The following is a 12,926-nucleotide window of genomic DNA, read 5'->3' on the forward strand; positions in this document are numbered from 1 at the left end:
TTGTGTTCGACTGGTCAACGAACGAGGTGCCCGATTTTCTCCCGGGGCCCGACGAGCCGACCGTTCAGCCGCCCTCGATGTCGCCCTCGGTCTCGAGGAACACCTGCTGTAGCTGCGCGAGGAGTTCCGGCGGCGGCTCGTGCCACAGGTCGCGGCCCGCGGCCTCGAGCAACCGCTCGGCGATGCCGTGCAGCGCCCACGGGTTGGACTCGTTCATGAACTTGCGGTTGGTCTCGTCGAGCACGTAGGTCTCGGTGAGCTTCTCGTACATCCAGTCCTGCACGACGCCGGTGGTGGCGTCGTAGCCGAACAGGTAGTCCACGGTCGCGGCCATCTCGAACGCGCCCTTGTATCCGTGGCGGCGCATCGCGTCGAGCCAGCGGGGGTTGATGACGCGCGCACGGAACACACGCGCCGTCTCCTCCGACAGGGTGCGGGTGCGCACCGACTCCGGTCGGGTGCTGTCGCCGATGTATGCCTCCGGTGACTTCCCGGTGAGCGAACGCACGGTCGCGACCATGCCGCCGTGGTACTGGAAGTAGTCGTCGGAGTCGGCGATGTCGTGCTCGCGCGTGTCGGTGTTCTTGGCCGCCACCGCGATTCGCCGGTACGCGGTCCGCATGTCGTCGGCCGCCGGGATCCCGTCGAGTCCGCGACCGTACGCGAACCCACCCCAGGTGGTGTACACCTCGGCCAGGTCCTCGTCGCTGCGCCAGCTCTTGCTGTCGATCAGCTGGAGCAACCCGGCGCCGTAGGAGCCGGGCTTGGACCCGAAGATGCGGGTCGTGGCGCGGCGTTCGTCGCCGTGGTCGGCGAAATCGGCCTGCGCGTGGGCTCGGACGAAGTTCGACTCGTGCGGTTCGTCGAGATCGGCGACGAGGCGCACCGCGTCGTCGAGCATGGCCAGCACGTGTGGGAACGCGTCGCGGAAGAACCCGCTGATGCGCACGGTGACGTCGATGCGCGGTCGGCCGAGTTCGTCCAGGCCGATGGCCTCGAGACGGACCACGCGCCGCGATCCCTCGTCCCACACCGGCAGGACGCCGAGCAGGGCGAAGACCTCGGCGATGTCATCGCCGGAGGTGCGCATCGCGCTGGTTCCCCAGATCGACAGGCCCACCGACTGCGGGTACTCGCCGTGGTCCTTCTGGTAGCGCTCGATGAGCGATTCCGCCATCAGCTGGCCGGTCTCCCACGCCAGGCGCGACGGGATGGCCTTGGGGTCGACGGAGTAGAAGTTGCGCCCGGTCGGCAGCACGTTGATCAGCCCGCGCAGCGGTGACCCGCTGGGGCCGGACGGGATGAACCCACCGTTCAGCGCGTGCAGGATCCGGTTCACCTCGCCGTTGGTTCCGCGCAGACGCGGCACCACCTCGGTCGCGGCGAACTCCAGGATGCGGGCGACGGTCTCGCGCTGTTCGTCGTGCTCGATGCCGGCGGTCACGGCCTCGACGGCGTCGACCGACCAGTCGTGCTCGGCCATGGCGGCGATCAGACCGCGGGCACGGACCTCGATCTCGTCGACGCGGTCACGGACCTCGTCGCCGTCCTCGGACAGGCCCAACGCCTCCCGCAGGCCGGGGACGCTGCGTTCGCCGCCCCACATCTGTCGGGCGCGCAGCATCGCGAGGACCATGTCGATCTCGGACTCGCCCTCGGGCGCCTCGCCCAGGATGTGCAGACCGTCGCGGATCTGGACGTCCTTGATCTCGCACAGCCAGCCGTCGACGTGCAGCAGCATGTCGTCGAAGACCTCTTCGGCGGGACGTTCCTCGAGCCCGAGGTCGGTGTGCATCTGGGCGGCGGTCATCAGCGTCCAGATCTGCTGCCGGATCGCGGGCAGCTTCACCGGGTCGAGGGTGGTGATGTTCGAGTGCTCGTCGAGCAGCTGCTCGAGGCGGGTGATGTCGCCGTAGCTCTCGGCCCGCGCCATCGGCGGGATCAGGTGGTCGACCAGGGTGGCGTGCGCCCGACGCTTGGCCTGGGTGCCCTCCCCCGGGTCGTTGACCAGGAAGGGGTAGATCAGCGGGAGGTCGCCGAGTGCGGCGTCGGTGCCACACGACGCCGACATCGCGAGGGTCTTGCCGGGCAGCCACTCGAGGTTGCCGTGTTTACCGATGTGCACGATCGCGTCGGCACCGAACCCACCCCGCTCGCGCGGCGCGGCGACCCAGCGATACGCCGCGAGGTAGTGATGGCTCGGCGGCAGGTTCGGGTCGTGATAAATGGCGATCGGGTTCTCGCCGAACCCGCGAGGGGGCTGGACCATCAGCAGCACGTTCTCGAACTGCATTGCGGCGATGACGATCTCGCCGTCCGGATCCGACGACCGGTCGACGTAGAGCTCACCGGGCGGCGGACCCCAGTGGTCGATGACCTGCGCGCGGAAGTCATCGGGCAGCGTGTCGAACCATTCGCGGTACAGCGCCGCGGAGATGCGGATCGGGTTGCGCTCGAGCTGTTCGGCGGTGAGCCAGTCCGGGTCCTGGCCGCCGGCCTCGATGAGTGCGTGGATCAGGGCGTCGCCGTCGCGCGCGGCGAGCCCGGGGATGGCGTGTTCGCCCTCCTCCGGACCCATCTCGTACCCCGCCGCGCGCATCGCGGTGAGGATGCGGATGGTGCTGGCCGGGGTGTCGAGACCCACGGCGTTGCCGATACGGGCGTGCTTGGTCGGGTACGCCGAGAGCATCAGCACGACACGCTTGTCCGCCGGCTCGATGTGTCGCAGACGCGCATGTCGGGTGGCGATGCCCGCGACCCGGGCGCAGCGCTCGAGGTCGGGGACGTAGGTGCTCAGGCCGTCGGAGTCGATCTCCTTGAACGAGAACGGGACCGTGATGATGCGGCCGTCGAACTCGGGGACGGCGACCTGCGTCGCGACGTCCAGCGGGGTCATGCCGTCGTCTCCGTCGGCCCACGTCGCCCGGCTGCTCGTCAGGCACAGGCCCTGCAAAATCGGGACGTCGAGCGCGGCGAGCTCGGCGACATTCCACGACTCGTCGTCACCGCCGGCGGTTGCTCCGGCCGGTTTGGTCCCGCCGGCCGCGAGGACCGTCACGACCATCGAGTCGGCCTGGCGCAGTGCGTCGAGGAGTTCGGGTGGGGCCGAGCGCAACGAGGCGCAGAAGATCGGCAGCGGGCGGGCGCCTGCGGTCTCGATCGCGTCGCACAGCGCGTGGATGTATCCGGTGTTGCCGGAGAGGTGTTGGGCTCGGTAGTAGAGAACGGCGACGGTCGGGCCGTCGTCGGTGACCGGCGCGGGACGGTCCAGGACGCCCCACGTCGGGGCATGGAACGGCGGATCGAAGCCGTGGCCGGTGAGCAGCACCGTGTCGGACAGGAACCAGCTCAGCTGCAGCAGGTTCTCCGGTCCGCCCTCGGCGAAGTAGGTGTGGGCCTGCGACGCCACGTTCGCGGGCACCGTGGAGAGTTCCATGAGTGCTGCGTCGGGGGCCATCTCGCCGCCGAGCATCACCACGGGCAACCCTGACCGCAGGACCGCGTCGACGCCGTTGTCCCACATCTGCCGACCACCGAGGATGCGCACCACGACCAGGTCGACGCCGTCGAGCATCGTCGGTAGGTCCTCGGAGACGAGGATGCGGTTGCAGTTGGCGTAGCGGTAGTCGCCGCCGCTGGCACGCGCACTCGAGAGATCGGTGTCCGATGTGGACAGCAGCAGGATCACGGGTGGTGCCTCCCTTGGGGTTTCGCGCCCCGGTGGTTCGGTGGACGTGCGCAGCGAGCGGCTCGGGTCTGACTTCCCGCGTCGCCGCAGGTCACAGTGGCGCGACCGCACCGGAATCACACCGGTTTCCGCACCGCTCAGGTGCGATCGTACGGTGCCGTCGCCGCCCGGTCGTAACCTGGAGCGCATGGATACGTCGCCGGAGGAGCCCCGCAGGACGCGGGCCGACGCCTGCCCCGGCGCGCTGCAGTTGCATCAGGCCTCCGACGGCGCGCTGGCCCGGGTCCGACTCCCGGGCGGCATGCTCACCCCCGAACAGCTGTCGGTACTGGCCACCGCGTCGCGTGAACTCTCGACCGGCGACCTCGAGCTCACCAGTCGGGGCAACGTGCAGTTCCGGGCGGTGACCGACGCCGAAGACCTCGCGGTACGCCTCGCCGCGGCCGGCCTGCTCCCGTCGGAGACCCACGAGCGCGTCCGCAACATCCTGGCCTCGCCGCTGGCCGGTCGGGTCGGCGACGGTCCGGACGTGACGGACATCGTGACCGGACTCGACGAGGCGCTGCGTGCTGATCCCGACCTCGCCGACCTGCCCGGACGCATCCTGTTCACCGTCGACGACGGGCGGGGCGACGTCAGTGGTCTCGACGCCGACATCGGGGTGCACGCGACCGGCGACGACTTCGCGCTGGTCGTGGCCGGTGCCGACAGCGGCGTACGGGTCCGTCCGGGCGACGCCGTCGAGACGATGCTCGACGTCGCCCGCGGTTTCGGTCGGGAACGGACGACGCAGTGGCGGATCGCGGAGATCCCGGGCGGGGTCGACGCGGTGTTGTCGCACACCGGCCGAACGCCCACCGCGGAGAAGATCGACTTCGATGTCGTCGGGGCGGCGCCGGTGGGGTGGTTCGATCAGGCCGACGGACGGGTCGCGCTCGGTGCGGTGCTGGCCCACGGCCTGCTGCCCGCCCGGGTCGCCGAGGTCGTCGCGGCGGTGGGTGCGCCGGTGATCGTGACCCCGTGGCGGTCGATCGTGCTGGTCGACCTGACCGAGGGTGAGGCCGAGGCCGTGGTGCGGGTCCTCGCCCCGATGGGCCTGATCTTCGACGCGAACTCCCCCTGGGCGAGCGCGACGTCGTGCGTCGGGTCCCCCGGTTGCGCGAAGTCCCACGCCGATGTCCGGGCCGACCTCGAACGCGCGGTCGAGCACGGCGAGGTCGTCGCCGGTGAGCGTCAGCACTGGGTCGGTTGCGAGCGCGCGTGCGGGACCCCGCACACCCCGCACGTGCAGGTGCAGGCGGTCGGCGACGGATACGAGCGTCAGAGCATCGGCGATACGCCGCTATCGTGAGTCCCGACATGTACTCCTACATCCACGACGGCGCCGAGATCTACCGGCAGTCCTTCGCCACCATCCGGGCCGAATCCGACCTGTCGTCCTACGACGACGACGTCGAGCGGGTCGTCGTCCGCATGATCCATGCGTGCGGACAGACCGACCTGCCCGCCGATGTCGTCGCGACCCCGGGCCTCGTCCGTGCGGCGCGCTCGGCACTCGACGCAGGCGCACCGATCCTCTGCGATGCGACCATGGTCGCCTCCGGGGTGACCCGGCGTCGCCTGCCCGCCGACAACGACGTCCTGTGTCTGCTCGGCGATCCCCGCACCCCGGGGCTGGCCGAGCAACTGCACACCACGAGAACCGCTGCCGCGGTGCACCTGTGGGAACCGATGCTCGAGGGTGCCGTCGTCGCGATCGGCAATGCGCCCACCGCGCTGTTCGCGTTGCTCGAACAGATCGACGCCGGTGGTCCCCGTCCCGCGGCCGTGGTCGGTGCGCCGGTCGGGTTCATCGGTGCGGCGGAATCCTGTGCGGCACTCGCCGAGCGTGCCGATCTGGAGTTCATCACCGTGCTGGGCCGACGCGGTGGTTCGGCCATCACCGCCGCCGCGGTGAATGCTCTGGCGAGCCCGGTGGAATGAGCGACGTGGCCGGGAAACTCTGGGGTGTCGGCATCGGCCCCGGTGACAGCGAACTCGTCACCGTCAAGGCCGCTCGCGTGATCGGTGAGGCCGATGTGGTCGCCTACCACTGTGCGCGGCACGGTCGCAGCGTGGCGTTGGGTATCGCGAAACCCTATGTGCGGGAAGACGAGCAGGTCTTCGAGGAATTGATGTATCCGGTCACCACGGAGACGACCGACCACCCCGGTGGTTATCGGGGCGCGCTGGAGGAGTTCTACACCGCGGCGGCGCAGAGGCTGGCCGTGCATCTGCGCGCCGGGCGCTCGGTCGCGTTGCTCGCCGAGGGTGATCCGCTGTTCTACAGCAGCTACATGCACATGCACAAACGCCTGTCCGCCGACTTCGAGGCCGAGATCGTCCCCGGGGTCACGTCGGTCAGCGCGAGCACCGCGGCGGTGGGTATCCCGTGGGTCGAGGCCGACGAGACCGTGACCGTGTTGCCGGGCACGATGGCCGACGACGAACTGGTTCGCAGACTGCGCGACAGCGACGCCGTGGCGATCATGAAGCTGGGTCGGACGTTCCCCCGGGTGCTCGATGCGCTGGAGACCGCAGGTCTCGCCGACGTGGCCTGGTATGTCGAACGCGCGTCCACCGGCACCCAGCGGGTCATCCCGGTCCGTGAGGTCGATCCGACGTCGGTCCCCTACTTCTCCATGGTCGTCGTCCCCGGTGCACTCAACCGTCCCGTCAGCGAATCCGTGACCGGCGGTGACGCAGGGGGCGATGTCGCGGTCGGTGAGGTGGTCGTCGTGGGCCTGGGCCCCGGCGCCGACCGGTGGACCACGCCGGAGGTCGCGGGCGAGCTCGCCCGGGCCACCGACATAGTCGGGTACAAGACCTATCTGGCGCGGGTCACGCCCCGCACCGGCCAGCGGATGCACGCCAGTGACAACAAGGTGGAATCCGAACGAGCCTGCATGGCACTCGATCTCGCCGCCCGCGGTGCGCGCGTCGTCGTCGTCTCGTCGGGTGATCCCGGGGTGTTCGCCATGGCGTCGGCGGTGGTCGAGATGGCGGCCGAACCGGCATGGGAGCACGTCGGTGTGCGGGTGGTCCCGGGCGTCACCGCGGCCAATGCGGTGGCCGCGGCGGTGGGAGCCCCGCTCGGACACGACTACGCCGTCATCTCGCTCTCGGACCGACTCAAGCCGTGGGAGACGATCGAACGGCGTATCCGTGCTGCGCTCGAGGCGGACCTGGTGATCGCGATCTACAACCCGGGATCGGCGAGCCGCACGTGGCAGGTCGAGGCGCTGCAACGCATTCTGGTCGAGATCGTCGGTGTCGATCGGCCCGTGGTCCTCGGTCGCGATGTCGGAGGGCCGGACGAGGCGGTGTCGGTGACGAGCGCGGGTGCGCTGATCCCGGCTCAGGTCGACATGCGCACCCTGATCATCGTCGGGTCGTCGACCACCCGTGTGGTCGACCGGGCCGGCGGCGCGGCCGTCTTCACCTCTCGGCGCTACGGTCCAGCAGCCGACTGATCACGGCGTCGACGGTGTCGAGGACATCGACCCCGACCGGCGACGGCGGTCGTGCGACCATCACCACCGCCACGCCGAGTTCCCGTGCGGCGACCAGTTTCGCCCGCGTGTGTTCCCCGCCGCTGTTCTTCGTCACCAGCGTGTCGATGTCGTTGTCGCGCAGCAGTGTCAGCTCGGAATCGAGATCGTAGGGGCCGCGACTACGGATGATCCGGTGGTGCGGGGGCAGGTCACCGGTGGGCGGGTCGACCACGCGGATCAGGTAGAGGGCGGAGTCGTCACCGGCGAACGCGGTCACGTCCTGACGCCCGGTGGTCAGCAGGATCCGACGGCCGTGACCGGACACCGCGGCCGCGGCGGCGGTGATGTCGTCGACGATCGTCCAGCGGTCAGCGGCCGTGGGGACCCACTCCGGACGGCGGAACGCGATGAGGGGTACGTCCAGCGGTGTGGTGGCGTCCGCGGCATTGCGTGAGATCTGTTGGGCGAACGGGTGGGTGACGTCGATCACGGCGCGGCAGTCGTGGTCGACAATCCATGCACGCAGCGCCGTCGGGCCACCGAATCCACCGATGCGTACCTCCCCGACTGGAAGTCGGGGTTGTTGCACCCGCCCGGCGAGCGAGGAGATGTACGGAACGTCGCGGTCGTCCAGTTCGGCGGCGAGTGCACGCGCCTCGGCCGTGCCGCCGAGGATCAGTACCGGACCCCGACCGTTCATGTTCGGGCGGAACCGTTCTCGCCGGCGACCTTGGTCATCCTCGCCTGTGAATAGAGGTAGCTGTCGGGGAACCCGCTGGCCGCCAGCACCGGTCCGACGAAGATCACCGCGGTCCGCACGATGCCGGCGGCCGTGGTCTCGGCGGCGAGACGGTCGAGTGTGCACCGGAGGATCTGTTCGTTGTCGCGGCTGGCGAAAGCGACCACCGCACAGGGACACTGCGGTCCGTAGTGCTCGATGAGGTCGGCCTGGACCTGGTCGACGCGGTGCGCCGCCAGGTGCAACGCGAGCGTGACGCCGGTCGCGGCGAGTTCGGCGAGCGTCTCCCCCGCCGGCATGTCCGTCGACAATGTGGAGACCCTAGTGATGAGCAGCGACTGGCCGATCCCGGGAACCGTGAGTTCCCGTCCCAGCGCCGCGGCGGCCGCCGAGAAGGCGGGCACGCCGGGAACGATGGTGTGACCGATCCCGACGGCGTCGAGGGCCCGGATCTGTTCGGCGACCGCCGAGTACAACGACGGGTCACCCGAGTGGAGTCGCGCCACGTCGTGACCGGCGGCGTCCGCGGTCCGGATGTGCCCGATGATCTCGTCCAGAGGCATCCGCGCGGTGTCGATCATCACCGCGTCCGTCGGACAGTGCTCGAGCATCTCGTCGGGGACGAGAGACCCGGCGTAGAGGCAGGTCTGACACCGCGCCAGGGTCTGTGCACCCCGCAGGGTGATCAGGTCGGCGGCACCGGGGCCGGCACCGATGAAGTGAACGGTCATGACTGCTCCTTGGTGACGATCCACTGCGTGACCGGCAGTACCGGGCGCCACGTCGTCATGGACCCCAGTGGGGCGGCGTGCTCGAGGTGTACTCGCCGCAGTTCACCACCGTGTGTTCGATGCCAGTGCAGCACCGCGGCTTCGGATTCGATGGTGACCGCATTCGCGACCAGGATGCCGCCGGGGCGCAGCGCCGACCAGCTCGCCTCGACGATGCCGTCGGTGCACAGCCCGCCCCCGATGAAGACCGCGTCGGGTGTCGGTGCGCCGTGCAGGGCCTGCGGTGCCTCGCCGGCCACGGTGATCGTGGTGCCGACGCCGAGACGGTCGGCGTTGCCGAGGATTCGTTCGCGACGCGTGGGGTCGGTCTCGAACACCACAGCGCGACAACTGTTCTCGGTGCGCAGCCACTCGATGACGACCGAACCCGCGCCGCCGCCGATGTCCCACAGCAGCTGCCCGGGCGCGGGGCGTAGCGCGGTGACCGTCAGGGCGCGGACGGCGGTCTTGGTCAACTGCCCGTCGTTGTCGAAGTCGGTGTCGGGCAGACCCGGTTGCCGCGACGATGCCGGGCCGACACACTCCACCGCCACGATGTTCAGCCGGTCCCCGGGCGCTCGGCTCCAGGTGTTCGCGGTTCCGTCCGCGATCGTCTCGTCGGCGCCGCCGAGTTGTTCGAGCACGGTCACGTGCGACTCCCCGTGCCCGGACCGGGTGAGGTGGTCCGCGATCGCGCCCGGGGTGGTGGCGTCGCGGCTCAGGATCAGCAGCCGCACCCCGTCGCTGACGTCGCGGGCCAGCGAGGTGACCGGAGCCGTGACCAGGCTGACGATGCGGGTGTCGGTGAGGTCCCATCCGAGTCGTGCGGCCGCCAGGGACGCGCTCGACACGGTGGGGACGACCCGGACGCGGTCGGCTCCGACGTGGCGGATGATCGTCGTCCCGACGCCGTGGAACATCGGGTCGCCGCTGGCCAGGATGTGCACGGGTGTCTCCGGCGGCGCGTCGAGGACCGCGCGGAGGTCGTCGAGCATCGGCGAACTCCACGCGTGACGTCGTGCGTCGAGTTCGGGAAGCAGGTCGAGCTGCCTCGTCGACCCCGCGATGAGGGTCGCGTGTCGCAGTTCGTCACGGGCGGTGTCGCCGAGCCCGTTCCACCCGTCCGCACCGATACCGATGACGACGACAGCTGCTTCGCTCACGTTTGCGTCACCGCGGGATCCGCCGCCACACGGCCTGCGGCAGCAGCCGCATGCCGAACATCGCCGGACGGATGGCCCAGGGAATCCAGACGGTGCGTCGGCCGCGGTGCAGCGCCGTCACGACGGCAGCCGCCACCTGCTCCGGTGTGCTGGACAGGGGTGCGGGTTTCACGCCGGAGTCCATGAGGTCCTTGGTCATCGCCCCGATGACGAAACCGGGCCGGGCGATGAGGACCTGGACACCGGTGTGGTGCAGGGAATCAGCGAGTCCGGACGCGAATCCGTCGAGGCCGGCCTTCGTCGAGCCGTAGACGTAGTTGGCCTGGCGGACGCGGATCCCGGCCACCGACGAGAAGACGACGATCGACCCGGCGTCGGCGGCCCGCATCACCTGCGCCAGCGGGGTGAGCACGCTGATCTGGGCCATGTAGTCGGTGTGGGCGATCTGCAGGGCGTGGGCGACGTCGGTCTCGGCACGCTCCTGGTCGCCGAGGATCCCGAACGCGACGATCGCGACCCCGATGGCGCCGTGTTCGGCGACGATGGAGGAGATGAACGGTGTGTGGCTCGCGATGTCATCCGCATCGAACCCGGCCGTGTGCACGGCGGTCGCTCCCGCGTCGCGGATGACCCGCACCTGCGCGTCGAGGTCGTCGGGACGTCGTGCCGCCAGGACGACGACCGCTCCGTCGGCGAGGCGGCGAGCGACGTCCAGGCCGATCTCGCTGCGCCCACCCAACAGGAGGATCACACCGTCGGGGGTCGTGGGTCGTCCGGCTCTGCTCACGGAGGTCATTGTTCCACCCCGCATCTCAGACCCGCGACCAACGCCGACCGTGCCCTTACAGCGCACCGAGCGTGCCCAAACGACGCACCGACCGTGCCCAAGCGACGCACCGACCGTGCCCAACCGACTGCGCCATGCGCATCTGAGCGGTAGGTCGTCGGTGTCGGCACGGTCGAGAGGTGGTTTCGGCCCACTCGGCGGGTGGTTTCGGCACGGTGGGCGGGTGGTTTCGGCACGGTCGGCGGGGGTGGGATCGCGCTCCGCGGAGCGCGGATACGCTGGGTTCGTGCCCCGTACCGCGAGTGATCTGACCCCTGCCGCCCTGGAGTTCCTCACCGACCGACATCTCGCGAGCCTCACGACGCTGCGCGCGGACAACACGCCGCACTCGGTCGCGGTCGGCGTCACCTACGATGCCGAACGCCAGTTGGCGCGCGTCATCACCTTCGAGGGCAGCCAGAAGGTCCGCAACACCGACCGCGGTCAGTACGCCTCGGTTACCCATGTCGACGGCCCGCGGTGGCTCACCCTCGAGGGCCCGGCTCGCATCAGCCGCGACGCCGACGACATCGCCGAGGCGGTTCGCCGCTACGCGCTGCGCTACCGCCAGCCCAAGGTGAACCCGCGTCGCGTGGTCATCGAGATCAGCGTCACCCGCATCCTGGGGTCGCAGAGCCTGCTCTCGACCGAGAACTGACCGCGTGTCACAGCGTCGGGAACGACTGGAGACATGGGCAGGCTGCATCGCCAACGTGGCCATCGTCGTGCTCACCGTCGGCTACGTCAGCGAAGCGTTCGACCACCCGTCGGTGTACCGCGTCAGTCTCGCGATCGTCGGGGTCGGTCTGTCGATCAGCGTGTGTTGGTCGACCTACCGCAGGGTCACCGGCCGTCAACGGCCGGCGATGACCTACCCGCGCAAGAATCCGGCAACGGTCCCCTTCGACGATGTCGTCGCGGCCATGGCCGAGGGTGAGGACCGGATCGACTCGATCCGCCTGCTGCGGGAGAACCACCCCGGCCTCGGGCTACTCGACGCCAAGAACCTCGTCGACGAGGTCACCGCACGTCCGGATCTGTGACTCCCCGCTAGAGCGTAGTCAGTCCGTGGGGCCGGGTGTTGACGGGCTCGCACCCGTTGTCGGTCACCACGACGATGTCCTCGATGCGCGCTCCCCACTTCCCCGCGAAGTAGATGCCCGGTTCGATGCTGAACGCCATCCCTGTCTCGAGCGTGACGTCGCTGCCGGCGACGATGTACGGCTCCTCGTGGACCGACAGACCGATCCCGTGACCGGTCCGATGGATGAACTGCTCACCGAGTCCGGCGTCGACGAGGACATCGCGCGCGGCGGCGTCGATGTCGTGCGCCCGCGCACCGGGACGGACCGCGTCGACCGCCGCCTGCTGGGCCCGCTCCAGGATGGCGACCTGAGCCGCGATGTCCTCCGACGGCGCACCGACGGCATAGGTGCGGGTGGAGTCCGAGTTGTAGCCCGGCGCAACGGGTCCACCGATGTCGATGACGACGACTTCGCCCGAGGAGATCACGCGCTCGGACACCTCGTGATGAGGGTCGGCACCGTTCGGACCCGAACCGACGATGACGAACGCCGCCTCGGTGTGGCCCTCGGCGAGGATCGCGACGGTGATGTCGTCGGCGACCTGACGTTCGGTCCGGCCGGCGATCAGGAACTCACCCATCCGGGCGTGCACCCGGTCGATGGCCGCTCCCGCCCGTCGCAGGGCGTCGATCTCGGCCGGGTCCTTGATCATCCGCAGCCGACTCAGCACCGGCGTCGCGAGGATCGGTGCGGACCCGAGCCGGTCGGCCAACGGGATCAGGTGCAGGGCGGGCAATGCATCCGAGACGGCCACGGCCGCACCGGTGGCGATCCCGTCCAGGGCCAGCGCGTACGGGTCCTCGCCGTCCACCCAGTCGCGGGTGTCGATGCCGAGTTCGCCGACCGCCGACGCCCGCAGCGCGGCGAGTTCGAGACGCGGGACCACCACCCAGGGTGCGCCGGACGCGGGCACGACCAGCGCTGTCAGGCGCTCGAACGTGCTGGCCGTCGACCCGGTGAGGTACTCCAGATCAGGCCCGGGGCCGACGATCAACGCCTCCACCTGCGCCTCGCCTGCGACCGCGGCCGCCCTGGTGAGACGGTCGGCGTACACCTGACTCGAAAACCGTTGCTCAGTCATGGCTTCCACCGTAGGCGATCTGTGCCCGCGACCATCTGGCA

At 69.9% G+C, this 12,926-nt stretch carries 11 protein-coding genes and 1 riboswitch; of the genes, 5 read left to right on the forward strand and 6 right to left on the reverse strand.

Annotated elements, in window-relative coordinates; all coding sequences use genetic code 11:
- Window positions 1-64: 64 nt before the first annotated feature.
- Window positions 65-3,688, reverse strand: a complete 3,624-nt coding sequence (cobN, locus tag LX13_RS20445) for a cobaltochelatase subunit CobN (protein ID WP_253663171.1) — start codon at window positions 3,686-3,688, stop codon at window positions 65-67.
- A 41-nt stretch (window positions 3,689-3,729) separates the two neighbouring features.
- A riboswitch (cobalamin riboswitch) is annotated at window positions 3,730-3,865 on the reverse strand.
- Between the two features lie 10 nt (window positions 3,866-3,875).
- Between cobN and cobG the strand changes: the two genes are divergently transcribed.
- From cobG to LX13_RS20460, 3 genes are read left to right on the forward strand one after another with little or no spacing between them, the layout of a single operon-like run.
- Complete coding sequence (cobG, locus tag LX13_RS20450) at window positions 3,876-5,039, forward strand: precorrin-3B synthase (protein WP_253663172.1); 1,164 nt, start codon at window positions 3,876-3,878, stop codon at window positions 5,037-5,039.
- An 8-nt stretch (window positions 5,040-5,047) separates the two neighbouring features.
- Window positions 5,048-5,671: a precorrin-8X methylmutase gene (locus LX13_RS20455; protein ID WP_253663620.1), complete on the forward strand. Its 624-nt coding sequence runs from the start codon at window positions 5,048-5,050 to the stop codon at window positions 5,669-5,671.
- Window positions 5,668-7,200: a precorrin-2 C(20)-methyltransferase gene (locus LX13_RS20460; protein ID WP_253663173.1), complete on the forward strand. Its 1,533-nt coding sequence runs from the start codon at window positions 5,668-5,670 to the stop codon at window positions 7,198-7,200. The genes LX13_RS20455 and LX13_RS20460 overlap by 4 nt, the downstream gene beginning before the upstream one ends.
- On the opposite strand, the gene LX13_RS20465 is transcribed toward LX13_RS20460, so the two are convergent.
- From LX13_RS20465 to dprE2, 4 genes are read right to left on the reverse strand one after another with little or no spacing between them, the layout of a single operon-like run.
- Window positions 7,166-7,921 carry a cobalt-precorrin-6A reductase gene (locus LX13_RS20465; protein ID WP_253663174.1) on the reverse strand — a complete coding sequence of 252 codons (756 nt, stop codon included), beginning with the start codon at window positions 7,919-7,921 and terminating at the stop codon, window positions 7,166-7,168. The two genes, LX13_RS20460 and LX13_RS20465, sit on opposite strands and share 35 nt — an antisense overlap.
- Window positions 7,918-8,691 (reverse strand): precorrin-4 C(11)-methyltransferase, encoded by a 774-nt coding sequence (gene cobM / locus LX13_RS20470; protein WP_253663175.1) that lies wholly within the window; start codon window positions 8,689-8,691, stop codon window positions 7,918-7,920. Before cobM ends, LX13_RS20465 begins: the two co-directional genes overlap by 4 nt.
- Complete coding sequence (gene cbiE, locus LX13_RS20475) at window positions 8,688-9,893, reverse strand: precorrin-6y C5,15-methyltransferase (decarboxylating) subunit CbiE (RefSeq protein ID WP_253663176.1); 1,206 nt, start codon at window positions 9,891-9,893, stop codon at window positions 8,688-8,690. Before cbiE ends, cobM begins: the two co-directional genes overlap by 4 nt.
- 7 nt (window positions 9,894-9,900) lie before the next feature.
- Window positions 9,901-10,689 carry a decaprenylphospho-beta-D-erythro-pentofuranosid-2-ulose 2-reductase gene (dprE2, locus tag LX13_RS20480; RefSeq protein ID WP_253663177.1) on the reverse strand — a complete coding sequence of 263 codons (789 nt, stop codon included), beginning with the start codon at window positions 10,687-10,689 and terminating at the stop codon, window positions 9,901-9,903.
- Window positions 10,690-10,966: 277 nt separating this feature from the next.
- On the opposite strand from dprE2, the gene LX13_RS20485 reads away from it, so the two are divergent.
- Together LX13_RS20485 and LX13_RS20490 are read left to right on the forward strand one after the other, a co-directional pair.
- Window positions 10,967-11,377 (forward strand): pyridoxamine 5'-phosphate oxidase family protein, encoded by a 411-nt coding sequence (locus LX13_RS20485; RefSeq protein ID WP_253663178.1) that lies wholly within the window; start codon window positions 10,967-10,969, stop codon window positions 11,375-11,377.
- Between the two features lie 4 nt (window positions 11,378-11,381).
- A complete protein-coding gene (locus LX13_RS20490) occupies window positions 11,382-11,762 on the forward strand; it encodes a hypothetical protein (RefSeq protein WP_253663179.1) in 381 nt (126 codons plus the stop codon).
- Window positions 11,763-11,769: 7 nt separating this feature from the next.
- Here LX13_RS20490 and LX13_RS20495 read toward each other — a convergent pair whose 3' ends face one another.
- Window positions 11,770-12,885 carry a M24 family metallopeptidase gene (locus tag LX13_RS20495; RefSeq protein ID WP_253663180.1) on the reverse strand — a complete coding sequence of 372 codons (1,116 nt, stop codon included), beginning with the start codon at window positions 12,883-12,885 and terminating at the stop codon, window positions 11,770-11,772.
- Between the last annotated feature and the right edge of the window lie 41 nt (window positions 12,886-12,926).

Source organism: Williamsia maris (genome assembly GCF_024171815.1).
GTDB lineage: Bacteria > Actinomycetota > Actinomycetes > Mycobacteriales > Mycobacteriaceae > Williamsia_A > Williamsia_A maris.

Coding starts and splice junctions, on each gene's coding strand:
- cobG (WP_253663172.1), top strand. CDS start 3,876: ATGGATACGTCGCCGGAGGAGCCCCGCAGGACGCGGGCCGACGCCTGC.
- LX13_RS20455 (WP_253663620.1), top strand. CDS start 5,048: ATGTACTCCTACATCCACGACGGCGCCGAGATCTACCGGCAGTCCTTC.
- LX13_RS20460 (WP_253663173.1), top strand. CDS start 5,668: ATGAGCGACGTGGCCGGGAAACTCTGGGGTGTCGGCATCGGCCCCGGT.
- LX13_RS20465 (WP_253663174.1), bottom strand. CDS start 7,921: ATGAACGGTCGGGGTCCGGTACTGATCCTCGGCGGCACGGCCGAGGCG.
- cobM (WP_253663175.1), bottom strand. CDS start 8,691: ATGACCGTTCACTTCATCGGTGCCGGCCCCGGTGCCGCCGACCTGATC.
- dprE2 (WP_253663177.1), bottom strand. CDS start 10,689: ATGACCTCCGTGAGCAGAGCCGGACGACCCACGACCCCCGACGGTGTG.
- LX13_RS20495 (WP_253663180.1), bottom strand. CDS start 12,885: ATGACTGAGCAACGGTTTTCGAGTCAGGTGTACGCCGACCGTCTCACC.